Raw genomic sequence first — 22,940 nt, 5'->3', positions numbered from 1 at the left:
ATAACGATAAATAATAGATTAATTTGAAATACTAAGAATCAGGAAGAATAGGACCGGACAAATGTCCTAAATGTAAATAAATTAATTTTTAATATCGTTATTTTTTAATATTCAAAAAAGGATTTCCAACTTTTAACTAGAATAAATTTTATAGAGAAGCCAAATTTTTTGAATATTTTTATATCAGTTGGAAGGGATGAATAATCTATTATGAGAGAATTTTTAGAATTAAATCCCCCGGAGAAATTCTGGGAAGAAATTAAATCTTTTTTAAGTAATAAAAGTTTGAGCAGAGAAAAATTAAATCTGGAAAATTCTTTAGGCAGAATTCTGGCAGAAGATATCTTTTCTCCAGTTGATCTGCCTCCTTTTAGCCGCTCTACAGTTGATGGTTATGCGGTCAAAGCTGCTGATACAGCTGGAGCTTCAGCTTCGATGCCGACCTATTTTGAGATTGCAGGCAGTATAGAGATGGGAAAGGGAACTGAGCTGAAGTTAAAAAATGGTCAGGCAGCAGCTATTCCAACGGGTGGAATGCTGCCAGAAGGTGCAGATGCGGTTTTAATGATTGAAGACACAGAAAAAATTGATGAAAATACAATTGAGAGCTTTAAATCACTGGCAGCAGGCGAAAACCTGGTTCAGAAGGCAGAAGACATAGCTGCAGGTGAATTACTCTTTAAAAAGGGGCATAAGCTAATGGCCCGCGATATTGGAGCACTTGCTGGACTCGGGATCACTGAAATTAATGCTTTCAGCAGGGCAAAGGTCTCAGTTATTTCTACTGGAGACGAATTAATTTCAGCAGAGGCTGAAGCAGATTCCGGTCAAATTAGAGATATTAACAGTTATTCTATAACTTCTTATTTGAATAAAATTGGAGCAGCTGCCAAAAAAGTGGGAATAGTAGAAGATAAATTTGAAAAACTAAAAGAAGCTGTCAAAAATGAGCTGGGTCAGGATTTAGTCCTGATATCAGGCGGCAGCTCAGTTGGAATCAAGGATATGACCATTGATCTGCTTAATTCTTTAGGAGATCCCGGAGTTCTTCTGCACGGCCTGGCAATTAAACCAGGTAAACCGACAATTTTAGCAGTTATTGAGGATACAATTGTTATTGGTCTTCCCGGCCATCCAGCATCTGCCTGGACAGTTAATAATATTTTAGTTGCCGAGATTGTAAGGGTATTAAATGGCGAAAAAGAAGCAGCTGAAATTGGAATTCAAGAGAATAAATATCCAATCAAAGCTCAATTAACAAGAAGTCTGGTTTCAGATAAGGGACGAGAAGAATATATTCCGGTTAGAATTATCAAAGAAAATAACAAATTGTTGGCAGAACCTCTGCTGGGAAAATCAAGTCTAATAACCAATCTGGCTCATGGCGATGCTCTTTTGCGAGTTCCCAGAAATCAGGAGGGGAAAGAAAAGGGAGAGTTAGTTGAGCTGACTCTGATTGAATAAGACTAATAACAGGTCCAATCTAAAAATATATTGATTTGTTGATTTAAATAAATAGTTAAAGAGAGGAATTAGGCTATGGTAAAAAAATACTTAGATAAAATATCACTTGCTGATGCTCTAAAAAAATTAAAAAACAATTTTAAAGATTTAAGAACAGCGACTGAGAAAATCAAAACTACTGCAGCTGAGGGGAGAGTTACCGCAGAGGCAGTTAAAGCTGCCCGCTCAGCTCCGGATTATTATGCTTCTGCAATGGACGGAATAGCAGTTAAAGCTCAGCTGACTGCAGGTGCCAGCGAGAGAAATCCAGTTCAATTAAAAATTGGCAGAGATGCAGTAGCTGTAGATACCGGGGACCCGATTCCGGAGCAGTTTAATGCAGTAATAAAAATTGAAGAAGTAAATCAGATTGATCAAAACACATATCAGATTGAAAAGGGAGTTCCAGCCTGGAATCACATTCGCTCGATCGGAGAGAGTGCGGTTAAAGGGAATCTTTTAGTTACAACAGCTCACCGGATAAAAGATTATGATATTGGTGCCCTGTTGGAAGCGGGAGTAACAGAAGTTGAGGTTTATCAGAAACCGCAGATTACAATAATTCCAACCGGAGATGAACTGGTAGAAGCGGAAGCAGCTCCAAAAAGAGGAGAATTAGTAGAATTTAATTCTCAGATGGTGAGGGCTGCCTTAAAAAAATGGGGCGCAGAGGTCAAAATCTCGGATATAATTCCCGATCAGAAGAATTTAATTGAAAAAGCTCTAACAGCAGCGGCAGAAAAAAGTGATATGCTTATTGTTCTCTCCGGTTCTTCAGCCGGCAGAGGAGACTATACAATTGATATTTTGAAAGAAAAGGGAGAAATTTTATTTCACGGTGTAAATATAATGCCCGGCAAACCATTGATAGCAGCTGAAATAGACGGGAAGCCAGTTTTTGGACTGCCTGGTTATCCACTTTCTGCCTGGCTTGATAATCAGCTATTTGTTCGGGAACTGGTATCTCAGCTGCAGGGAATACAGGCAGCTGATTTTAATCAAATTGAAGCTGAAGTAAAAAGAAAAGTTCCCTCTGATATTGGTCTGGAGGAATTTTTGCGGGTTAACTTAACTGTTGATGCTGAGGGTAAGTATACAGCAGTACCTTTAAAAAGAGGTTCATCAGCTATGGAATCAATTTTAAAGGCTGATGGAATTATGCGGATTGCCGAAAATAAAGAAGGTCTGCATCCAGGTGATAAGGCGCCCGTGATTTTATTAAAGGAAAAAAATAAAATAAAAAATGATTTACTTTTAATCGGCAGCCATGATCTGAGCCTGGATTTAATCAGGAATCAGCTGCACCAAAAAAATTATAATTTTGATTTAAAACTGCAGACAGTTGGCTCAATGGCAGGTTTAACTGCTCTCCGCCGGGGAGAATCACAGCTGGCTGGAGCCCATCTGCTTGACCCGGAAACTGGAGAATATAATATTTCGTATTTGCAGAGGTTTTTTAAAGGCGAAAAACTGGTAGTTCTTAATCTCGTCCACCGGGAGCAGGGCTTATACCTTAAACCGGGTAATCCCAAAAAGATCAATGGTCTCCAGGACTTAACCGAAGCCGAGATTAATTATATTAACCGACAGCGGGGTGCGGGCACCAGAGTTTTATTTGATTATTTGCTGGCAGAAAACAAAATTGAGCCAGAGCAAATATCAGGTTATGAAAAAGAAGAATTTACCCATATCGCTGCAGCAGCAGCTGTTGGCAGAGGTTCAGCAGATGCAGCTTTAGGTATTCGGGCTGCAGCAGAAGTTATGGAAGTTGATTTTCTGCCCCTGGCGGAGGAAAGGTATGATCTAATATTCCGGGAAGAAATTCTGGAGCAGCCCCAAATTCAGGCTTTAATAGAATTGATTAGTCAGGATCAGCTGAAAACTGAAATTGAAAAATTGGGCGGTTATCAGTGCCGAAATACCGGAGAAATTAAAATTCTGGATTTATAATGGAGGCCACAAAATGCAGAAACTAAATGATCAGCTGGGTCGAGAAATAGATTACTTAAGAATCTCAATAACTGACCGCTGCAACCTCCGCTGCCGCTACTGTATGCCGGCAGAAGGAGTCGAAAATAAAGATCATCAGGATATTTTAAGCTATGAAGAAATTTTAAAAATTGTAGAAACTGGAATTAAGTTGGGTATCAAAAAAGTTAGAATTACCGGAGGAGAGCCTCTGGTGCGGCTGGGGGTAGAAGATTTCATCTCAGATTTAAACAGGCTTCAGTTAGATGATATCTCTATGACTTCAAATGCAGTTTTACTCTCAGAAAAAGCTCAGCAGTTAAAAAAGGCAGGTCTGGATCGAATAAATATCAGTCTGGATACTCTTAAGCCAGAAAAATTCAAAAAAATTACAAGAAGAGACAATCTGGCTGAGGTATTAAACGGGATTAGTGCAGCTTTAAATGCCGGTCTGGATCCAGTCAAATTAAATGTTGTTGTCATGCGCGGAGTCAATGATGATGAATTATTTGACTTTGTTGAACTAAGCCGAAAGAAAAATTTGAGCATCAGATTTATAGAATATATGCCCTTAGGTGGGGAGGCTGAAGCAGAAAAATTTATCAGCACAAAGGAAATCAAAGAACTAATCAGTGAAAAATATCAACTTCTGCCTGCAGTCAGTAAGGGTAGTGGACCGGCAGTCTATTTTAAGATTGAAGGAGCAGCAGGAAAGCTCGGCTTTATTTCAGCTCTAAGTGAACATTTCTGCAGCAGCTGTAATCGCCTGCGCCTGACTGCCGATGGCAAGTTTAAACCATGCCTGGCATCAAATCAGGAAGTTAAATTAGCTGGTATTAATGAAAAAGAAATCATCGCTGCTTACAGGCAGGCCTTAAAAATTAAACCTGCCTGTCATAATCTTAATTTTGAGCAGCAGGATTACAGCAGAAATATGTCCCAGATCGGAGGCTAAAATAAAGATGAGTGAAGATAATTCAAAAAAAGAATTTTCCCATATAGATCAAAATGGCAGGGTAAAAATGGTAGATGTTTCAAAGAAGGAAATAAGTGAGCGTACAGCCAGAGCAGCTGGCGAAATCAAAATGAAGCCAGAGACTTTAAAGAAGATTAAAAAGGGTAATTTAAAAAAAGGAGCTGTTATTGAAACAGCCAGGATAGCAGGAATTACTGGGGCCAAAAAGACTTCAGATTTAATTCCAATGTGCCACCCCCTGCTTTTAAGCAGCATTAAAGTAGACTTTGACCTTGATTTTAAAGATAAAATAATAATTACAGCAGAAGTTAAAAACAGCGGCCAGACAGGAGTTGAGATGGAGGCTCTGACGGCTGTTAATCTGGCAGCTCTGACAATTTATGATATGGCCAAAGCAGTTGATAAGTCGATGGAAATCAATAATATTAGACTAATTTATAAAGCCGGAGGGAAGAGTGGAATCTATGAGCGAGCAGAATAACTTCAAAATAAAAACAGCAGTTTTAACCATCAGTGACAAGGGCTCAAGAGGTGAAAGAAAAGATTTGAGCGGTCCGGTAATTAAAGAGATGATGGAAAATATCGGGGCAGAAATTGTCTACGAAGAAATAATTGCCGATGAAAAAGCAGAGATTGAGGAGACTTTAAGCAGGATTGCTGACCAGAAAAAAGCTGATTTAATTTTAACTACCGGGGGCACCGGCTTTGCTAAAAGAGATATTACTCCAGAAGCAACTCTAGCGGTTATCGAAAAAGAGGTGCCTGGCATCCCGGAAAAAATTAGAGCAGATACAATTTTCATCACTCCTCAGGCTGCACTCTCTCGGGCCAGAGCCGGCATCAGAAAACAGACTTTAATTATTAACTTTCCCGGCAGTCCCAAAGCAGTTCGTGAATGTCTTGAGGCAGTAATCGAAATTATTCCTCACGGTGTTAAAATCTTAAAGGGAGAAATAACCGAACATCAGCACAGTCATAAAAATAAATAAATTAAGAGGTGTGGTAAATGGAAGCAAGAGTAAAGGCAGTTTGTTTGAGTGAAGAAAAGGGAACAACCAAAAAAGTAATTAATAAAGGTGAGCTGCTTGAAAATTATGGGCTTCAAGGTGATGCTCATGCTGGTAAATGGCACCGACAGCTCAGTTTATTAGACAGCAGCAGCATAGATAAGATGCGGGGTCAGGGCTATGAACTCAATTTTGGTGATTTTGCCGAAAACATTACAACTGAAGGTCTGGAGAATTTATTTGAACTTCCTGTGGGTCAGCAGCTCAGAATTAATGGAGAGATTTTACTGGAAATAACTCAGATCGGAAAAAAATGCCACCACGACTGTGAGATCAGGCAGACAATTGGAGACTGTGTAATGCCCAGAGAAGGAGTTTTTGCCAGAGTAATTAAAGGTGGAGAAGTTAAAGCCGGCGATAAAATAGAAATACTTTAGTCTCAGCTCAGAATAATCATTAAAGCAGTGGGGATATAAAATATTTTTGACTCAGATTTGATTTTTTACTGATAATCCCTTACTATTTTATTGGGAAGATCTCTTTCTGGTGAAAAATAACACAATTGATTTTAACCAATAAATTGAATCTATAAGGAGGAATAATTATGGAAATGATAGGAGTCAGCGCTTCTGCCAGTAAGGCTGGTAAGACGACTTTAATTTCCTTAATGTTAGAAGACAGCTGTGCCAAAACAGCAGTTATCAAAACATCGATCAATAATGAACTTGATCAATATAAGGTGATTAATGATCCAAAAATAATTAATCAGGCAGGTACAGATACAGCAAGAGTTGTTGAGCATGGAGCTGATAAAGTAATACTTTTAGAGAGTCCTGCAGCAGAACTGCCGAGTGCCTACCAGCTGGCCCGCAACCTTCTCGATGATGATATAGACAGACTTTTTATCGAAGGAAATACGATTATTAATTTTTTGAATCCGGATCTGCTTTTTTATTTAGAAAATAAAGATGAACCAGAAAAGGAATCAGCTAAAATGGTAAAAAACAGAGCAAATATCAAGATTAACACCAATACCCTACTTTCTGCAGGGAAGCTCAATGGACTGCCCTTTATAATTCAGCCCGAAAAAATGACCTGTTATCAGGCTCATCTCTTAGCTGATTTACTTAAAATGTCTGTTCCTCAGATCGGTAAAATTGTTAAAGAACAGGATGTAAAAATAGTGAAATGTCAGTTGGGTTTATTCTAATCTAAAATGAATGCTGGTACCGGGTACCTGGAAATATTTAGCAAAAACAAATCCTGTTATCAAATAAATTCCAGATATTTCTAAGTACCCGGTACCCTTATTATTTTTTTTGCTAAACTTGACTAAGAGTCGAAAAAGTGATAAATTACATATAGACAAACTAAGGAAGGTGAATATTTTGCGTAGAGCAACTATAACAGGTCTGGGTAAATATCTCCCGGAAAAAGTAATGACAAATCATGATTTAGAAGACATAGTAGATACAAGTGACGAATGGATAAGAACAAGAACAGGAATCGAAAAAAGGAGAATTGCTGCTGATGATCAGGCGGCATCAGATTTAGGAGTTGAAGCTGCAAAAGAAGCATTAAAAGATGCAAAACTTGCTGCAGAAGATTTAGATTTGATTATAGTAGCAACAATTACTCCGGATATGATGTTTCCAGCTACTGCCTGTATTATTCAGGATAAAATAGGAGCCAAAAATGCAGCAGCATTTGATCTAGAGGCCGGCTGCTCCGGTTTTGTATATGGAGTCAGTGTAGCGGCCAATTTTATTGAATCAGGAATGTATGATAATGTGATGGTCATTGGAACTGAGGTGCTTTCCAAAATTTTAAACTGGGAAGACCGAGGTACCTGTGTCTTATTTGGTGATGGAGCTGGAGCAGCAGTTCTTTCGGCTGCAGATAAAGGTGGGATTCTGGCTACTGATTTAGGTTCAGATGGTTCAGGTGCAGATACTTTATATCAGCCAGCTGGAGGTTCAAGACAGCCTGCATCTCATGAGACTATTGATAATGCCGGTCATTATCTCTATATGGAAGGTACCCCAGTCTTTAAATTCGCTGTTAAAACAATGGGGAAAGCTTCACTAAAAGTGCTCAAAAAAGCCGGAGTTAAAAAAGAGGAAGTTGATTTACTTGTTCCTCACCAGGCAAACACCAGAATTATTGGAGCGGCAGCAAAGAGATTAAAGTTATCCGATGATCAGGTTTATGTAAATCTGCCTGAATATGGGAACACCTCAGCTGCTTCAGTCCCAATTGCGCTGGCAGAGGCAAAAGAAAAAGGGAAATTAAATAATGGTGATAAGGTAGTACTGGTAGCTTTTGGTGCCGGTTTAACCTGGGCATCTGCAGTAATGGAGTGGAATGACCTTAAATAATTATTCTAATAAATTATAAAAACTGAAAGTAAAAATAGATTTCTAAATAAATGATTTTAAAAGCAAAATTAATATACTGGAAGATTAAGTGAAAAAAATATTTAACTGGAGGCTTTTCAAATGAGTGACAACTTAGTATTTATGTTTTCAGGACAGGGTTCACAGTATGTAGGTATGGGAAAAGAGCTTTATGAAAACCATGAAGCAGCAAAAAAGGTCTTAGATGAGGCCGATCAGATTCTGGATTTTGATCTTAAAGATATGATCTTTAATGGTCCGGAAGAAGATCTAAATAACACTAAAAACACCCAGCCTGCAATTTATACAGTGAGTGCTATGGTGAAGGCAGTTCTGGCTGAAAATGGACTTGAGCCAGCTGCAGCAGCAGGCCACAGCCTGGGAGAATATTCAGCCCTTCATGCCGCTGGTGTTCTGTCATTTGAAGATGGTTTAAAATTGGTGCGCCGCCGTGGTGAGCTGATGGATCAGGCAGATCCAGAAGGTAAAGGGACTATGGCAGCAGTGATTGGACTTGCTGATGAGGAAGTTGAAGCGGTTTTAAATCAAGTTGATGGTATTGTAACAGTAGCTAACTATAATTCTCCCGGTCAGGTAGTTATCTCTGGTGAGGTAGAAGCAGTTGGTAAAGCAGAAGAACTCTTAGCCGAAAAGGGAGCCAAAAGAGTTATTCCCCTTTCAGTTAGTGGAGCATTTCACTCACCCTTAATGGAGCCGGCAAAAGAAGAGCTAAAAAATACAATCGAAGCAGTTGATTTTAATGATGCGCAGATTCCTTTAATTGCCAATGTTACAGCTGATTATGTCAAAGAAAGCAGTGAGATTAAGGCTGCACTGATTAAACAGCTGGATAACAGTGTGCGCTGGGTAGAAACTATTGAGCTTTTTAAAGCTGATGACTACGAAGATTATGTTGAAGTTGGCCCGGGCAGAGTTCTAAAAGGCCTGATGAGAAGAATTGACCGCTCATTAAACGCCTATAATGTTGAAGATGAAAAAAGCCTTAAAAAGACATTAAAGAAATTAAAATAATAAATTTAATCAGATTGATTTAGGAGGAGATTATTTAAATGAGTAAGAGAGTTGTAATTACAGGTGCAGGTGTTGTTCATTCTTTGGGTACAGAATTAGAAGAATTCTGGGAAAATATTAAAGCTGGAAAATCAGGTATCTCTAAAATCGAAAATTTTGATGCTGCCGATTTTCCAAGTCAAATTGGAGCTGAGCTTAAAGATTTTGATCCAGGAGATTACATAGAGCGCAAGGAAGCAAAAAGACTTGCACTTTACAGTCAGTATGCAATTGTTTCAGCAATGAAGGCCTTAGAAAATGCAGGTTTAGAAATTACTGATGAGATTGCTGATCGAACAGGAGTTATAGTTGGTTCCGGTATTGGTGGAATTGAAGTTTTTGAAGAACAGGTAGAAAGACTTCACAGCCGGGGACCGAGAAGAGTTAGTCCTTTCTTTATTCCAATGATGATTTCTAACATGGCTGCCGGTAATGTTGCTATTTATTCCGGGGCAAAGGGGCCAAATATGAATACTGTAACAGCCTGTGCATCAGCTACTACAGCAATTGGCGAGGCTTTTGAGACAATTAAGAGAGGTGCCGCTGATATAATGATTGCTGGAGGTACAGAAGCTTCGATTACACCTTCTGCAGTTGCAGGTTTTGGTAATATGAAAGCTCTCTCAACCAGAAATGATGAGCCTGAGAAAGCAAGCCGTCCTTTTGATAAGGATAGAGATGGCTTTGTTATCGGTGAAGGTGCAGGTATTATGATTTTAGAGACTTTAGAAAGTGCTAAAAAGCGGGGAGCTAATATCATTGCTGAGGTTGTTGGTTATGGTGCTTCAGGTGATGCTTATCATATTACATCTCCAGCTCCAGAAGGAGAAGGTGCTGTTAGAGCTATGAAGGCAGCAGTTGACAGAGCAGGTATGAAGCCTGAAGAAATCAACTATATTAATGCCCACGGTACATCAACACCTTTAAATGATCAGTACGAATCAACAGCGATCAAAAAGCTATTTGGTGATCATGCTTATAAGTTGAAAGTTTCATCTACCAAGTCAATGACCGGTCACTTACTTGGTGCTGCTGGTGGAGTTGAAGCAATTATTTCTGCTATGGCAGTTAAAGAAAATGTTGTACCTCCTACTATGAATTTTGAAGAAGGAGGAGAAGGCTGTGACCTTGATTATCAGCCAAATAAAGCAGGAGAAACTGAAATTAATGCTGCTTTAAGTAATTCCTTTGGTTTTGGTGGTCAGAATGCCTGTATTGTAATTAAAAAATATAAGTAATAATAGATATACTCTTGTACCAGGTTCAAAACCCCCGTTTTGAACCTGGTACAAGTAAATGAATTCACAAATAAAATTATTTTTAATGAGATCTGCCTGGCGGCAGGTCTTTTTTCTATTTAGGCATTATTCTCTAAAAATATGTTGTAATTTTCAGAAATATATTATATTATTGTTATATAGTTAAATTATATTTAATTTTTTAATTTAAAATTAATATTTATCTGGAGGTTATAGGATGAGACTGACAATTGCTTTAGGTGGAAATGCAATTTTAAAACCAGGACAGAAAGGAACAGCAGCTGAACAGATGAACAATGTTTATCAGAGTTGTTTACAGATTGGAGAATTAGCTGCCTCAGGCCATGAAATTGTAATTACCCATGGAAATGGACCACAGGTTGGGAATATATTATTACAGCAGGCTGCCGCCAGCAAGATTCCGGCACTGCCCCTTGATTTTTGTGGAGCTCAAACCCAGGGATTTATAGGTTATATGATTCAGAACAGCCTTTTAAATGTTTTTAAAGATAAAAATATTAAACTACATAGTACTTCAGTAGTAACTCAGGTTTTAGTTGATCAGGATGATCCTGCCTTTGATACCCCTTCAAAACCTGTTGGACCTTTTTTTGATAAAGCACATGCTAAAAAACAGGAAAAAGAAAAGGGAGAAAAATGGGTGGAAGACAGCGGCCGCGGCTGGAGAAGAGTTGTACCATCACCGCAGCCACTTAAAATAATGGAAAAAGATTTAATTAATGATTTAATCGAAAATAAGAGGATTGTCATTGCTGCTGGAGGAGGCGGAATTCCAGTAGTAGAAAAGGAAAACGAATTAAAGGGTGTTGAGGCAGTTATTGATAAGGATCGGGCCGGCTGCATTCTGGCTCAGAATACAGACTCTGATTTCTTTTTAATTTTAACAGATGTAGATAATGTGATGATAAATTATGGTACAGCTGAAGAAAAGGCTCTGGGCGAAATTACAATTGAAGAAATCGAAAAACATCTATCTGAAGGACAGTTTGGCAGAGGAAGTATGGCACCTAAGGTAGAATCAGCAGTCAAATTTGTAAGAGAAGGTGGAAAAAAAGCTGTAATTACCTCTTTAAATAAAGTTAGCGGGGCTGTAAAAGGTGAGGCTGGAACAATAATTGTTAAATAATGATTTTGTGGAGGGAGTTGATTTTAAATTGACTCCCTTTTTAACATGGTTTATGCAGTCTTATTATCCTGAGTCTTTGTATTCACTAATTTAAATTGATAAAAATATATCAATTGCCTTTACATTAGAGAAATATAATGCTATGATTTTAACAGATTATTTTTTTATACTTTTTTGCAACCGGTTGCAAAAATTAAAAAGTGGGGAATAATAAATGGAAATTAAAATGTCTGATATTGCAGAAATGGCAGGAGTTTCAAAATCAACAGTTTCTCGTGCCCTAAAAAATGACTGCAGAGTCAAAGAAGAAACCAAAAATAATATTCTAAAGATTGCCAGAAAATATAACTATCAGCCAAATAAAGTTGCTCAGGCACTTGCAGAAAAAAACACTAAGATTATAGCTGTGATTTTACCTTCAGCACCACGATCCGTTTCAGACCCCTTTTTTCTGGAATTTCTGCATGGAGTTAATAATGCAGCCTATCAGCAGGGATACAGTCTAACTATTCCACCAGTTGAAAAAGAAAACTTTGCATCTTTTAAAGAAATTAATCAAAAAATTAATTTTGATGGGGTTATCCTAACCGAACCTCAACTCAATGATCCGCGAATAAAATATCTTCAAGAAAATAAAACACCTTTTGTTTTTAATGGCAATCCCATGGCTGATAGAGATATTTCCTGGGTTGATACAGATAACCAGTTGGGTGCCTATCAGGCTGTAGATTATTTAATAAAAAAGGGCCACAAAAAAATTGCCACTATAACAGGTCCTTTAAATTTGGTGGCTGGTAAATACAGGTTAGAAGGTTATCTTCAGGCTTTAAAGGAGAATAATCTTCAGCTAAATGAGGATTGGATTATCGAATCTGATTTTACAGAAAAAGGAGCCCACTTAGCTGCCAAAAATTTGATCAAAGATTATAATGAAATTTCAGCAGTTTTTGCTGCTAACGATTTAATGGCACTTGGAATTATTAAATCTCTGAAAGATGCAGGGATTAGAATTCCTGAGGATCTTTCGTTAATTGCCTTTGATTCAATAAAAATGGGCGAATATATAGAGCCGCCATTAACAACTATTAAAAACACAGGACTGGAAAAGGGAGAAAAAGCAGTCGAGCTCTTGATTAAAATAATTGAAAATCAGGATCTGGCAGGGAAACATATTTTATATCCTCCTGAATTAGTGGTCAGAGATTCAGTTCAGGACATAAATTAAATCTTTCTTCTCACATTAAATTGAAATTATTCCTAAAAAAATATATAATCAACCTGAGGTCAATTATTTTATTTTTTAAGGAAAGAAGGTAATTTTAAAATATGAAAGTATATGCTCTTGTTGGACCCAGCGGAACAGGGAAAAGTCACCGGGCAGTTTTGCTGGCAAATCAGTATCAGATTCCATTGATAGTTGATGATGGACTTTTAATCTATGCCGGTAAAATTATGGCGGGAAGCTCTGCCAAAAGAGAAGAAAGTAAAATGGGAGCCATCAGACGGGCTTTATTTTTTGACGAAAACCAGACAGAAGAAGTTAAAAAATGTCTAAAAAAACTTAATGAAGATAAAATATTAATTCTGGGAACTTCTACCGGAATGGTCGAAAGAATTAATGAAAGACTTGAACTTGGTGGAATTGACCAGTATATAGATATTAAAGATATTTCTTCAGCTGAGGAAATAGAAAAAGCACTTTCAGTACGTAACAATGAGGGGAAACATGTAATTCCAGTGCCGACAATTGAGGTTGAACAGGATTTTTCCGGTTATTTACTCCACTCTTTAGAACTATTTTTTAAAAAAGACAACCAGACTGTCAGACATGAAAAAAGTATTGTTCGGCCGCGGTTCAGCTTTTACGGGAATTTAAGTATTAGTAACCGGGTTCTGGTTGATCTAATTGAATATTTGATTAATAAATATCCTAAAATAACCGAGTTTAAAAAAGTTAAAGTTGAAGAAACAAATAACCAGTTATTTATCAATTTATCCCTGGAGATTGTCTATGGCATCAAAATTAGAAAATTTATTAAAGAATTTAAAGCAGCTTTAAAAGAACATCTGGAAAATAATACAGGAATTAATGTTAAAGAAATTAATATAGAAGTATATTCTCTTAAAGTGAGGGAATAAAAATTTAAGGAGGGGACTTGATTTGAGAACATATCACGCCAGAAAAATGGATAAAGAGGCAATTTATCCTTCTCAGGCCTGGAAAATTACTGAGGAAGAATTTCTCTTAGACCACAACCACCACAATGAGGCTATTTTTACTCTGGGCAATGGTTATATGGGACTGCGGGGAACTCTGGAAGAAGATTATCCGGGGAGTGAAGATACTTCAACTCCAGGTTTTTATATTAATGGAGTTTATGCGTCAGAAAAAATAATGTATGGAGAAGAAGCTCCGAATTTACCCCAAAATGGTCAGACAATGGTTAATTTAGCTGACTGGAGTGAAATTAATCTCTATATTAACGAAGAAAAATTAAATTTATTAAAGGGACAGATCTTAGATTACAAACGCGAATTGGACCTGCAGCAGGGAGTTTTAAGGCGTAAAATTCTCTGGGAAGACCGCCAGGGAAGAAAGATAGAGGTTAAAATTACACGTTTAATTTCTTTAAGCAGGGAACATATTGGGGCTATCAGATATCAGTTTAAAGCGATAAACTTTTCCGGTAAGATCAGTGTTAATTCTGCTGTCAATGGAGATGTCAGCAACCACCACCACCTGCGGGATAAAAAAGCTTTAGAAGTCATAGAAAGCGAAGTTGATACCAATACCGGCCATCTTTTACATAGAGTTAAAAGCACAAACTTTAAGGTTGCCTATGTGGTAGAACATCTGCTTGATGAGCGCTCTAAGGATAACGCGGAGGTTAAAAAAAGATCATCCGATAACCGGGTTGACTGGATTTTTGACATCAGTGCAGTTGAGGGTGAAGAATATACAATCGATAAAATTGTTGGGGTCAATCACAGTCAGGAAGAGGGCGAAAACCCTCTCAGTGATGCTAGAGCTTCAGCTGCCAGAGCTTCAATTACCGGTTTTGAAAACCTGGTCGAAGAACAGGCAGAATTTATGTCAGGTTACTGGCAGGATGTAGATGTTAAAATTGATGGAGATGATTCGCTGCAGCAGGCATTTAGATTCAATGCTTTTCATATTCTGCAGGCTACAGGTAAGGATGGTCAGACAAGTGTAGCTGCCAAGGGAATTAGTGGTGAGTATTATGAAGGTCATTATTTCTGGGATACAGAAAGTTATATACTGCCCTTTTATGCTTTTCAGCGGCCGGAAGTAGCAAGAAATTTGCTGCTCTTTAGATATAATACTCTAGATAAAGCTCGAAAAAACGCTGAGCGGATGAAGCTTAATGGTGTATTATTCCCCTGGCGAACAATTAACGGAGAAGAGGCATCCGGCTTTTTTATGGGCTCAACCGTACAGTATCATATCAATGCTGATATTGCCTATGCTGTTAATCTCTATTACCAGGTAAGCAGGGACCAGGAGTTTATTGAAAATTACGGTCTGGAAATTTTAATTGAAACAGCTCGGATGTGGCTCAGCCTGGGCAGCTATATTCCAATGAAGAATAATCAATTCTGCTTCAATGTAGTCTGCGGTCCGGATGAATATAAACCCGGTGTAAACAATAATGCTTACACTAATTACATGGCTAAATTTAATCTGGATACAGCGGTTAAAATGGCTGAGATCATTAAAGAAAGAGCGCCTGAAAAATACAAAAGACTCTCAGAGCGGATAGGATTAACCGAAAATGAAATTAAAGAGATGAAGGAAATTAAAGAAGATATTTATCTGCCGCACAATGAGGAATTAGAAATCACCCCTCAGGATGACTCATTTCTTTATAAGAATCCAATTGAGGTAGATAATATACCTGATGCTGAATTACCTCTGGTTAAAAACTGGCATCCGCTGATTATCTGGCGCTATCAGGTGATCAAACAGGCTGATGTGATACTATTGATGCTCCAGCTTGGGGATCAGTTTGGCCGTGATTTAAAGATTAGAAATTATGATTATTATGAACCCAAAACTACCCATGATTCATCTCTATCTCCGGCAATTTACAGTATTCTGGCCTCAGAGATAGGTTACAAAAATCAGGCCTATAATTACTTTATGCAGACTGCTCGCCTTGACCTGGATGATTATAATGAAAATGCCTATCAGGGAGTTCATACTGCCTGTATGGGTGGAACCTGGCTGGCTCTGGTGCAGGGTTTTGGTGGGATGAGAATGTTTAATGGTAAATTATACTTCCATCCTCATCTGCCGGACGGCTGGAATGAATATCAATTTAGACTCCGTTTTAAGGGAAGTCAGATTGAGGTTACAGTTAAAGAAAATCAGGTTAAATATATGCTGATTTCTGGGGATAAAGTAGAATTCAAGCACTATGATCAGCTGATTGTTCTGGAAGAAAGTAATTTAAGTCAGGAAGTAGAAATACAATAAACTTAAAAAAGCAGGTGTGATAAAATGGATTTTAAAAAAAAGATATATATACTGCTTGCAGTTGGAATTTTCTTTTTATCACTCTCTGGAATACTTATTAAAATAGTTTCAGCACCACCGCTGATAACTGCCTTTTACAGAATGTTATTTACAGTTCTGCTTTTAAGTCCTTATTTCTTTTTCAAACATAAAAGCAAGGTGCGTTATTTTCTGGATTACCGACCTTTACTGGTCGGTTTTCTCTTGGCGGTTCATTTTATTTTGTGGATTAGTTCTATTCAGTATACTGATATTTCCAATTCAGTTATTTTTGTGGCTCTGCAGCCGCTGTTCACAATTATATTAGAGTATTTATTTGCCAGAGAAGATTTAAAAGAAGGAGCAGTCATCGGGATTATTATGGCAGTTATTGGCAGTGCAATTATTAGTATTGGGGACCTGTATCAGCTGGGGGATAAGCTTTTTGGTAATTTTCTTGCTCTTTCGGCTGCTTTATTTGCCTCCTCTTATCTTTTTATCGGAAGAGGGGTGCGAAAAAAACTTGATTATTTTCCCTACCTCTATATTTTATATACATATGCCGCCATATTTTTAGGAATCGGTGTTTATCTATTTGATATTCCCTTTACCGGTCACGGCTTAAATAATTATCTGCTCTTTTTAGCGCTGGCTGTTGGGCCGACCCTGATTGGACATTCAATTCTCAATTATGCAGTCCGATACCTCTCAACCTCTATTGTTTCTTTATCAATCCTGGGAGAGCCAATTTTAACCACTTTTTTAGCCTGGCTCTTATTAAATGAACAGGTAAGACTGACAACTATGATTGGAGGCGCTTTTATTCTGGGAGGAATTTATCTAGCTTCTGTCTATAATAACCATCAAAAACGGAGGCAGAGTGAGTTAAATGAGGCTCAGAGTTAATTCACGGCTTAAATTAACTCTGTTAATCATTAATAAACTACTGCATCTTAAACTGAAATTATTTATTTGTCTGACTGGACATTTTATGGCTTAACATATAAAATAATAGTTGAGAAAACTTTATTTAATTCTGGGAGGGATAAATTTTGTTAAAAGAAGTTGCAAATACAGTAAGAGGATTAGCTGCAGACATTGTAGAAAAGGCAAATTCTGGTCATCCAGGAATGCCGATTGGCTGTGCTGATATTGGTGCTCTATTATTCGGAGAAGTAATGGATATGGATGCCTCAAAATCAGACTGGCCCGATAGAGATCGCTTTGTACTGTCAGCAGGACACGGATCAGCATTTTTATACTCATTTTTACACCTAAAAGGTTATGATCTATCAATGGAGGACCTAAAAAACTTTAGACAGCTCCATTCTAAAACACCAGGTCACCCCGAGTATGGAGAAACAGATGGAGTAGAGACCACAACCGGCCCCTTAGGCCAGGGCTTTACCAATGCAGTTGGAATGTCACTAGCCGAAAAGATGCTGGCAGAAAAATATAACACAGAAGAACACACAATTGTAGACCACTATACCTACACAATTATGGGTGATGGCTGCATGATGGAGGGTATCACCTCTGAGGCAGCATCACTGGCAGGACACTTAGGTTTAGATAAGTTAATTGCAATCTATGATGATAACGATATTTCTATTGCCGGCAGTACCAACCTGGCTTTTACCGAATCAGTGGCCGACCGCTTTAAGGCTTTTGGCTGGCAGGTTATAGAAAATGTAGATGGACATAATATCGATCAGCTAAGAGATGCGATCAACCAGGGTAAATCTGATAAAGACAGACCAACCTTAATTATGGCTAAAACTCATATCGCCCTGGGAGCACCAAACAAGCAGGATACAGCAGATGCTCACGGTGCACCTTTAGGAGAAGATGAGATCAAAGGCTTAAAAGAAAAGTTTGGACTGCCTGCAGACAAGAAATTTTATGTTTCAGATGAGGTCAAAGAATTCTTCCGCAAGCAGGCGGCTGAGATGCAGGATAAGCGCCTGGAATGGGAAGCAGAGTTTAAGGCCTGGGCAAAAGCAAACCCTGAACTGAAAAAAGAATGGGATCAGGCAATGAGCCTCAAACTTCCTGTTGACTTAAAAGAAGAAATTATGGACTTAGAGATAGAAGCTCCAATAGCTACCAGAAAGTCAGCTGGAGCAGCTTTAACTAAAGCATTTGAGGTAGTACCTTATTTAGTTGGTGGTTCAGCAGACTTAGCTCCTTCAACTAAAACCTATAACGGAGAATACGGAGAGGTGCAGAAAGGTAACTACTCCGGCCGCAACTTCCGCTTTGGTGTCAGAGAACACGCGATGGGAGCCATTGTTAATGGTATTTCCTTACATCAGGGCTTAAGACCATTTGCAGCAACCTTCTTAACCTTTGCTGATTATATGCGTCCGGCAATCAGACTGGCAGCTTTAATGAAGCAGCCTGTAATCTATGTCTTTACTCATGATTCAGTTTTTGTTGGAGAAGATGGACCAACCCATCAGCCAATAGAGCATGTTGAATCCTTAAGAATTATCCCCGGACTTAAAGTTTTGAGACCTGGAGATGAAGAAGAGGCCAAGGCTGCCTGGGTAGAAGCTCTGGAAACAACAGACCAGCCGACAGCTCTAATTCTAACCAGACAGAACTTAAAGCATATCGAAAAATATCAGGGAATGGATAACTTCAACAACGGTGGCTACTTTGTCAGTAAGCCAGAGGATGCAGATACCATGATCTTTGCCAGTGGTAGTGAAGTCAACCTGGCAGAAGAGAGTGCTAAACTTCTTGCAGAAAAAGGTATCAAAGCTGCAGTAGTATCAGTACCGGAAAGAAGAAAGTTCGAAAAATATGCAGCAGCTCATGAGCTGCCGGAAGTTAAGTTAAGAGTAGCAGTCGAAGCAGGAGTAACAACTGGCTGGTACAAGCTTGTTGGTAGAGATGGCCTGGTTATCGGACTTGACCGCTTTGGTTTAAGTGGAAAAGGTCAAGAAGTAGGAGAAGAATTAGGCTTTAAAGCAGAAAAAGCTGCAGCAGAGATTGAAGCAGCTTTAAAATAGTAAAATATAAATACAAAAAATTAATATTTAATCAGGATTGAGTAAATGAAAAAATCCGTCCAGAGCAGATCAGTTAACTGATCAGTTGGGCGGATTTTCTTCCTTTTAGCTGATGGTTTTAATTCTTCTAAACTACTTTCAAATTTGATTAAATATAATACCAGTTTAAAAGTGCTATTACTGCTCCCAGCAGAACTCCAGCAAATACTTCAAAAGGAGTATGGCCGATTAATTCTTTTAAATCTTCTTTGATCAACAGCTGTCTCTCTTTGACAGAGGATTTATTTTCAAGATGTTTGATCAGATTGTTTAAGACATTTGCCTGCTGGCCTACTGCCCGCCGGACACCACTGGCATCATAGGTTACAATTAAAGCGAAAACAGTTACAATGGCAAAAAGGTCAGAAGAAAAGCCGTGTTTTAAGCCAACTGTAATTGTGAGAGCTGAAACAAAAGAAGAGTGAGAGCTGGGCATTCCTCCAGAAGTGAAAAAGGTATAAAAATTCATTGGTCTAATAAAAAATATTTTTAAAAATTGAGCTGCAAAAAGCGAAAAAATTGATACTCCCAGTAATGACATGTAATCTCCCCCAAATAGTTAGATATTAATTTTTGTTCTTTTCTTCATTTTTGTGTATAATAATAATAGTGCCTTAATATATTTTATCTTAAAAATGCTATTTAATGCAAATAAAGAACTGGAGGAAATTATGGATCCTTTTAAATATATAAATTCTTTATCGATGTTTGGGACTGAAGCCGGCTATAAACCGGGCCTGGAGCGGATCAGAAAATTATTGAAATATCTAGGAAACCCTCAGCGTGATTTAGATGTAATACATATTGCCGGGACAAATGGTAAAGGTTCAACTGCAGCTATTTTAGAACGTATTTACAGAGAAGCAGGTTATAAAACTGCTCTTTACAGCTCACCGCATTTTTTTCATTTTAATGAGCGGATTAAAATAAACGGCAGGAGCTGTTCGACCTATGAACTGGAAGAAATCACTGCTGAAGTTAAACTGGCAGCTGAAAAATTGAAAGAGCAGACCGGGGTAGAAGCCAGTTTTTTCGAAATTGTAACTGTAATTGCTTTCAAATATTTTAAACAGCATGATCCAGAAATAGTAATTCTGGAAACCGGACTCGGAGGCAGACTTGATGCTACGAATATTGTTAAAAAACCACTTTTATCGCTGATTACCAATATCAGTTTGGAACACCGAGAATTTCTGGGAGACACAATTGCTGAAATAGCAACTGAAAAAGCAGGAATCATCAAAGAAAATTCTAAAGTGATTACGGCTGTTGAGCAGATTGAAGCACTCAGTGTGATCCAAAATAAAGCTCAAGCTAAAAATTCAAAGTTTATTGCTTTAAGTAAGGAATATGATTTAATAAAAAGCAGTGGTAATCTAAGAGATAATATTATCCATTTAAAAAGAAAAGAGCAAAGCATAGCTGAATATAGACTATCACTTTTGGGAGAACATCAGGCTGTAAATACTGCCCTGGCTTTAAGGTCTGTAGAAGAATTATCAGACTCCTATCAGGTGAATAAAAATGAAATCAGGCGGGCTCTGGCTGATATTTACTGGCCGGGGAGAATGGAGAAAATTTATGAGAACCCTCTGATCATTCTGGATGGTGCCCATAATCCAGCAGCTTTTAGAGAACTGCTTAAAAATATTAACAATTCTAAATCTGAATATAAAGATCTGCATTTTGTTTTTTCTGTTCTTAAGGATAAGGACCTTGCTGCTATTTTAACTGAATTTATTAATTATAATCTTAGTCCAAAATTTTATCTGGCTGAAAATAACTCTTTTAGGACAATTAAAATTGAAGATTTAGCTGTGCAGGTTAAATCGAAAAAATTTGAATATCAGATTTATAATAATTTATCAGATGCCAGTCTTGCAGCTTTTGAAAATGCTGATAAAGCTGATTTAATTGTTGCAGCTGGCTCATTCAATACAGTTTTTGAAGCTGGAGTTGAATTTATGTCAAATAATATTAGAGGTGGAGAAAATGAGTAAAAAAGAAAATGGATTTTCTTTAGTTGTGGTAGTTATTTTTATGTCAATAGCTGCTCTATTTATCGGTTATCTAACCGGAAGCTATTTGATTTCTTTTCTGGTAGAGGAAGATGAGTCTCAGGAAATGGCAGATCAGGCACAGAATCCGCCTGCTGCGGAAGAAAGCAAGCCGGAACCAGAAGAATTAAATAACAGTCAAAACAATCTCACCGCACCTACAGAAGAAGAACAGCAGATTGCTGTTGAGCAGGCAGGTCAAAGTCAAACTGAGACAGCTGCCCCAGATGAAAATCAGAGTACAGAAAAAACAGCAGCTGGTAATTCTTCTCCAAATGGTGAAGAACCAGGTGGTTTTAGGGTCCAGATTGGAGCTTTTTCCAATTATAATAATGCTCTAACAGTAAAAGAAACAGTTTCAGAGCTTGGTTATCAGGTTTTAATTACAGACAGCAGTCCTCATCAGGTTCAGGTAGTTGGCTATAAAAATAGAGATGAGGCCGAAACAGCAGCTGCTGATCTGGAGGAAGAAGGATATCCTGGATTCATAGTCATTCGTGAATAAAATCTTTTTCTCAAATAGTGTTGTTCTTATTTAACAATTAGTATATAATAATTTATGGTTTGCATTCTAAATTTAAATTTATAGTAAATTTTTCAATTATAAATTTTCTTAGAAAAAATATATAAGGGGTGAAATTATATAGTGAAGGCTTTGACTTTTAAACAGGGTATACATCCTCAATATAACAAGGATTTAACCAAGGATAAACCCTTAAAAAATGCTAAACGTCCTGAGGAAGTAATTATTCCTCTAAAACAGCACATAGGTGCACCGCTGAAGGTACTTGTCAGCAAGGGTGATCAGGTTGATATGGGCCAGAAAATTGCTGATAGTGACAGTTTTGTCTGTGCTCCTATTCATGCTTCTGTATCTGGGACAGTAAAAGAAATTAGAAAAGTAACAGATCCAGGTGGAAATATTGTAGATGCTGTAGTTATTGAGGCAGCCGAAGAAGATTTTCTTAATTCTGGTCTGGAAAAACATGAGAGTTTAGATCAGCTCGATGCAGCTCAAATTAGAAAAATCATCAGAGAGGCAGGAATAGTAGGTATGGGTGGAGCGATGTTTCCAACTCATGTTAAGGTGTCAGTCCCTGATGATAAAAATGTTGATTATGTGATTTTAAATGGAGCAGAATGTGAGCCTTATCTAACAGTTGACCATCGAGTAATGGTGGAGAGGCCTAAAAGTATTGTTTTTGGTTTAAAAGCTTTAATGAAGGCTGCAGGTGCGCCCAAAGGGATTATTGGAATTGAAGAAAATAAACCTGAGGCAATCGAAAGTATGCAGGATGCAGTTAAAGATGAAGAAAATATTGAAGTTCAGGCTTTAGAAACAAAATATCCTCAGGGTGGAGAAAAAATGCTGATTGAAGCGATACTCGGCAGAGAAGTTCCAGCCGGCGGCCTGCCGCTCGATGTTGGGGTTGTTGTTAATAATACTTCAACAGCTGCTGCAGTTGCTGATGCAATAAGAGACGGAAAGCCACTTTATGAAAGATCTATTTCAATTACAGGTAGGGGAATAAATTCTCCTCAAAATTTAATTTATCGAATTGGTACCAATATTGGTGATCTTGTTGAAGAAGCTGGCGGCTTAAAAGAAGATGCTGCCAAAGTAATAACAGGTGGACCAATGATGGGAGCAGCTCAGAAGCATTTAAACATACCGGGAGTTAAAGGAACCTCTGGTATTCTTGTTTTAGTTAGAGATGAGGTTGAAGATTATGAACCATCTCCCTGTATTAACTGTGCAAAATGTGTGGATGCCTGTCCGATGTTTTTGATGCCGACTCAGCTGGTTAATTATGCAAAAAATGATATGGTAGACGAACTGGAAGAATGGCAGGTATTAAGCTGTATTGAATGTGGATCCTGTTCCTTTGTCTGTCCGGCTAAAATACCTCTGGTACATCATCTGCGTCTTGGTAAGGCACAGGTAATGGCGAAAAAAAGAGAAGAGAATTAAGGAGGATAATCA

20 protein-coding genes are annotated in these 22,940 nt (G+C 38.0%); 19 read left to right on the top strand and 1 reads right to left on the bottom strand.

Features of this window, described 5'->3' with window-relative positions:
- The first annotated feature begins 210 nt into the window (after positions 1-210).
- From glp to tkt, 16 genes are all read left to right on the top strand, one after another.
- Positions 211-1,464: a gephyrin-like molybdotransferase Glp gene (glp, locus tag CI949_RS06190; RefSeq protein ID WP_133530059.1), complete on the top strand. Its 1,254-nt coding sequence runs from the start codon at positions 211-213 to the stop codon at positions 1,462-1,464.
- 75 nt (positions 1,465-1,539) lie between these two features.
- Positions 1,540-3,453, top strand: coding sequence for a molybdopterin biosynthesis protein (locus CI949_RS06185; protein ID WP_290764136.1), 1,914 nt, complete (start codon positions 1,540-1,542; stop codon positions 3,451-3,453).
- A gap of 13 nt (positions 3,454-3,466) precedes the next feature.
- Positions 3,467-4,426 carry a GTP 3',8-cyclase MoaA gene (moaA, locus tag CI949_RS06180; RefSeq protein ID WP_133530061.1) on the top strand — a complete coding sequence of 320 codons (960 nt, stop codon included), beginning with the start codon at positions 3,467-3,469 and terminating at the stop codon, positions 4,424-4,426.
- Between the two features lie 7 nt (positions 4,427-4,433).
- A complete protein-coding gene (gene moaC / locus CI949_RS06175; protein WP_108137899.1) occupies positions 4,434-4,928 on the top strand; it encodes a cyclic pyranopterin monophosphate synthase MoaC in 495 nt (164 codons plus the stop codon).
- A complete protein-coding gene (locus tag CI949_RS06170; RefSeq protein ID WP_290764141.1) occupies positions 4,912-5,436 on the top strand; it encodes a molybdenum cofactor biosynthesis protein B in 525 nt (174 codons plus the stop codon). The genes moaC and CI949_RS06170 overlap by 17 nt, the downstream gene beginning before the upstream one ends.
- A 17-nt stretch (positions 5,437-5,453) precedes the next feature.
- A complete protein-coding gene (locus CI949_RS06165; RefSeq protein ID WP_108137903.1) occupies positions 5,454-5,891 on the top strand; it encodes an MOSC domain-containing protein in 438 nt (145 codons plus the stop codon).
- Positions 5,892-6,058: 167 nt separating this feature from the next.
- The gene (locus CI949_RS06160) at positions 6,059-6,664 is read left to right on the top strand and encodes a hypothetical protein (protein WP_108137905.1); all 606 of its coding nucleotides are present in this window, start codon (positions 6,059-6,061) and stop codon (positions 6,662-6,664) included.
- A gap of 178 nt (positions 6,665-6,842) precedes the next feature.
- Positions 6,843-7,832 (top strand): beta-ketoacyl-ACP synthase III, encoded by a 990-nt coding sequence (locus CI949_RS06155; RefSeq protein WP_108137907.1) that lies wholly within the window; start codon positions 6,843-6,845, stop codon positions 7,830-7,832.
- 120 nt (positions 7,833-7,952) lie between these two features.
- Positions 7,953-8,882: an ACP S-malonyltransferase gene (gene fabD, locus CI949_RS06150; RefSeq protein ID WP_108137909.1), complete on the top strand. Its 930-nt coding sequence runs from the start codon at positions 7,953-7,955 to the stop codon at positions 8,880-8,882.
- A 38-nt stretch (positions 8,883-8,920) separates the two neighbouring features.
- A complete protein-coding gene (fabF, locus tag CI949_RS06145) occupies positions 8,921-10,159 on the top strand; it encodes a beta-ketoacyl-ACP synthase II (RefSeq protein ID WP_290764125.1) in 1,239 nt (412 codons plus the stop codon).
- 238 nt (positions 10,160-10,397) lie between these two features.
- Positions 10,398-11,327, top strand: a complete 930-nt coding sequence (arcC, locus tag CI949_RS06140) for a carbamate kinase (protein WP_108137913.1) — start codon at positions 10,398-10,400, stop codon at positions 11,325-11,327.
- A 214-nt stretch (positions 11,328-11,541) separates the two neighbouring features.
- Positions 11,542-12,552, top strand: coding sequence for a LacI family DNA-binding transcriptional regulator (locus CI949_RS06135; protein ID WP_290764120.1), 1,011 nt, complete (start codon positions 11,542-11,544; stop codon positions 12,550-12,552).
- Positions 12,553-12,653: 101 nt separating this feature from the next.
- Positions 12,654-13,466: an Asp23/Gls24 family envelope stress response protein gene (locus CI949_RS06130; protein ID WP_290764117.1), complete on the top strand. Its 813-nt coding sequence runs from the start codon at positions 12,654-12,656 to the stop codon at positions 13,464-13,466.
- 22 nt (positions 13,467-13,488) lie between these two features.
- On the top strand, positions 13,489-15,825 hold the full coding sequence (locus CI949_RS06125) for a glycoside hydrolase family 65 protein (protein WP_108137919.1): 2,337 nt from the start codon (positions 13,489-13,491) through the stop codon (positions 15,823-15,825).
- Positions 15,826-15,849: 24 nt separating this feature from the next.
- Positions 15,850-16,749, top strand: coding sequence for a DMT family transporter (locus CI949_RS06120; protein WP_290764112.1), 900 nt, complete (start codon positions 15,850-15,852; stop codon positions 16,747-16,749).
- A gap of 146 nt (positions 16,750-16,895) precedes the next feature.
- Positions 16,896-18,860 carry a transketolase gene (gene tkt / locus CI949_RS06115; RefSeq protein ID WP_133530070.1) on the top strand — a complete coding sequence of 655 codons (1,965 nt, stop codon included), beginning with the start codon at positions 16,896-16,898 and terminating at the stop codon, positions 18,858-18,860.
- 148 nt (positions 18,861-19,008) lie between these two features.
- Here tkt and CI949_RS06110 read toward each other — a convergent pair whose 3' ends face one another.
- A complete protein-coding gene (locus tag CI949_RS06110; protein ID WP_108137924.1) occupies positions 19,009-19,440 on the bottom strand; it encodes a divergent PAP2 family protein in 432 nt (143 codons plus the stop codon).
- Positions 19,441-19,570: 130 nt separating this feature from the next.
- Here CI949_RS06110 and CI949_RS06105 point away from each other — a divergent pair, with 130 nt between their 5' ends.
- From CI949_RS06105 to rsxC, 3 genes are all read left to right on the top strand, one after another.
- The gene (locus CI949_RS06105; RefSeq protein ID WP_290764108.1) at positions 19,571-20,899 is read left to right on the top strand and encodes a folylpolyglutamate synthase/dihydrofolate synthase family protein; all 1,329 of its coding nucleotides are present in this window, start codon (positions 19,571-19,573) and stop codon (positions 20,897-20,899) included.
- Positions 20,892-21,461 carry an SPOR domain-containing protein gene (locus CI949_RS06100; RefSeq protein WP_133530072.1) on the top strand — a complete coding sequence of 190 codons (570 nt, stop codon included), beginning with the start codon at positions 20,892-20,894 and terminating at the stop codon, positions 21,459-21,461. The genes CI949_RS06105 and CI949_RS06100 overlap by 8 nt, the downstream gene beginning before the upstream one ends.
- A gap of 141 nt (positions 21,462-21,602) precedes the next feature.
- The gene (rsxC, locus tag CI949_RS06095) at positions 21,603-22,928 is read left to right on the top strand and encodes an electron transport complex subunit RsxC (protein ID WP_133530073.1); all 1,326 of its coding nucleotides are present in this window, start codon (positions 21,603-21,605) and stop codon (positions 22,926-22,928) included.
- Positions 22,929-22,940: the final 12 nt, after the last annotated feature.

Source organism: Halanaerobium sp. (assembly GCF_003070835.1).
This window is presented reverse-complemented; position numbering and strand designations above follow the sequence as displayed.

Coding starts and splice junctions, on each gene's coding strand:
- glp (WP_133530059.1), top strand. CDS start 211: ATGAGAGAATTTTTAGAATTAAATCCCCCGGAGAAATTCTGGGAAGAA.
- CI949_RS06185 (WP_290764136.1), top strand. CDS start 1,540: ATGGTAAAAAAATACTTAGATAAAATATCACTTGCTGATGCTCTAAAA.
- moaA (WP_133530061.1), top strand. CDS start 3,467: ATGCAGAAACTAAATGATCAGCTGGGTCGAGAAATAGATTACTTAAGA.
- moaC (WP_108137899.1), top strand. CDS start 4,434: ATGAGTGAAGATAATTCAAAAAAAGAATTTTCCCATATAGATCAAAAT.
- CI949_RS06170 (WP_290764141.1), top strand. CDS start 4,912: ATGAGCGAGCAGAATAACTTCAAAATAAAAACAGCAGTTTTAACCATC.
- CI949_RS06165 (WP_108137903.1), top strand. CDS start 5,454: ATGGAAGCAAGAGTAAAGGCAGTTTGTTTGAGTGAAGAAAAGGGAACA.
- CI949_RS06160 (WP_108137905.1), top strand. CDS start 6,059: ATGGAAATGATAGGAGTCAGCGCTTCTGCCAGTAAGGCTGGTAAGACG.
- fabD (WP_108137909.1), top strand. CDS start 7,953: ATGAGTGACAACTTAGTATTTATGTTTTCAGGACAGGGTTCACAGTAT.
- fabF (WP_290764125.1), top strand. CDS start 8,921: ATGAGTAAGAGAGTTGTAATTACAGGTGCAGGTGTTGTTCATTCTTTG.
- arcC (WP_108137913.1), top strand. CDS start 10,398: ATGAGACTGACAATTGCTTTAGGTGGAAATGCAATTTTAAAACCAGGA.
- CI949_RS06135 (WP_290764120.1), top strand. CDS start 11,542: ATGGAAATTAAAATGTCTGATATTGCAGAAATGGCAGGAGTTTCAAAA.
- CI949_RS06130 (WP_290764117.1), top strand. CDS start 12,654: ATGAAAGTATATGCTCTTGTTGGACCCAGCGGAACAGGGAAAAGTCAC.
- CI949_RS06120 (WP_290764112.1), top strand. CDS start 15,850: ATGGATTTTAAAAAAAAGATATATATACTGCTTGCAGTTGGAATTTTC.
- CI949_RS06110 (WP_108137924.1), bottom strand. CDS start 19,440: ATGTCATTACTGGGAGTATCAATTTTTTCGCTTTTTGCAGCTCAATTT.
- CI949_RS06105 (WP_290764108.1), top strand. CDS start 19,571: ATGGATCCTTTTAAATATATAAATTCTTTATCGATGTTTGGGACTGAA.
- CI949_RS06100 (WP_133530072.1), top strand. CDS start 20,892: ATGAGTAAAAAAGAAAATGGATTTTCTTTAGTTGTGGTAGTTATTTTT.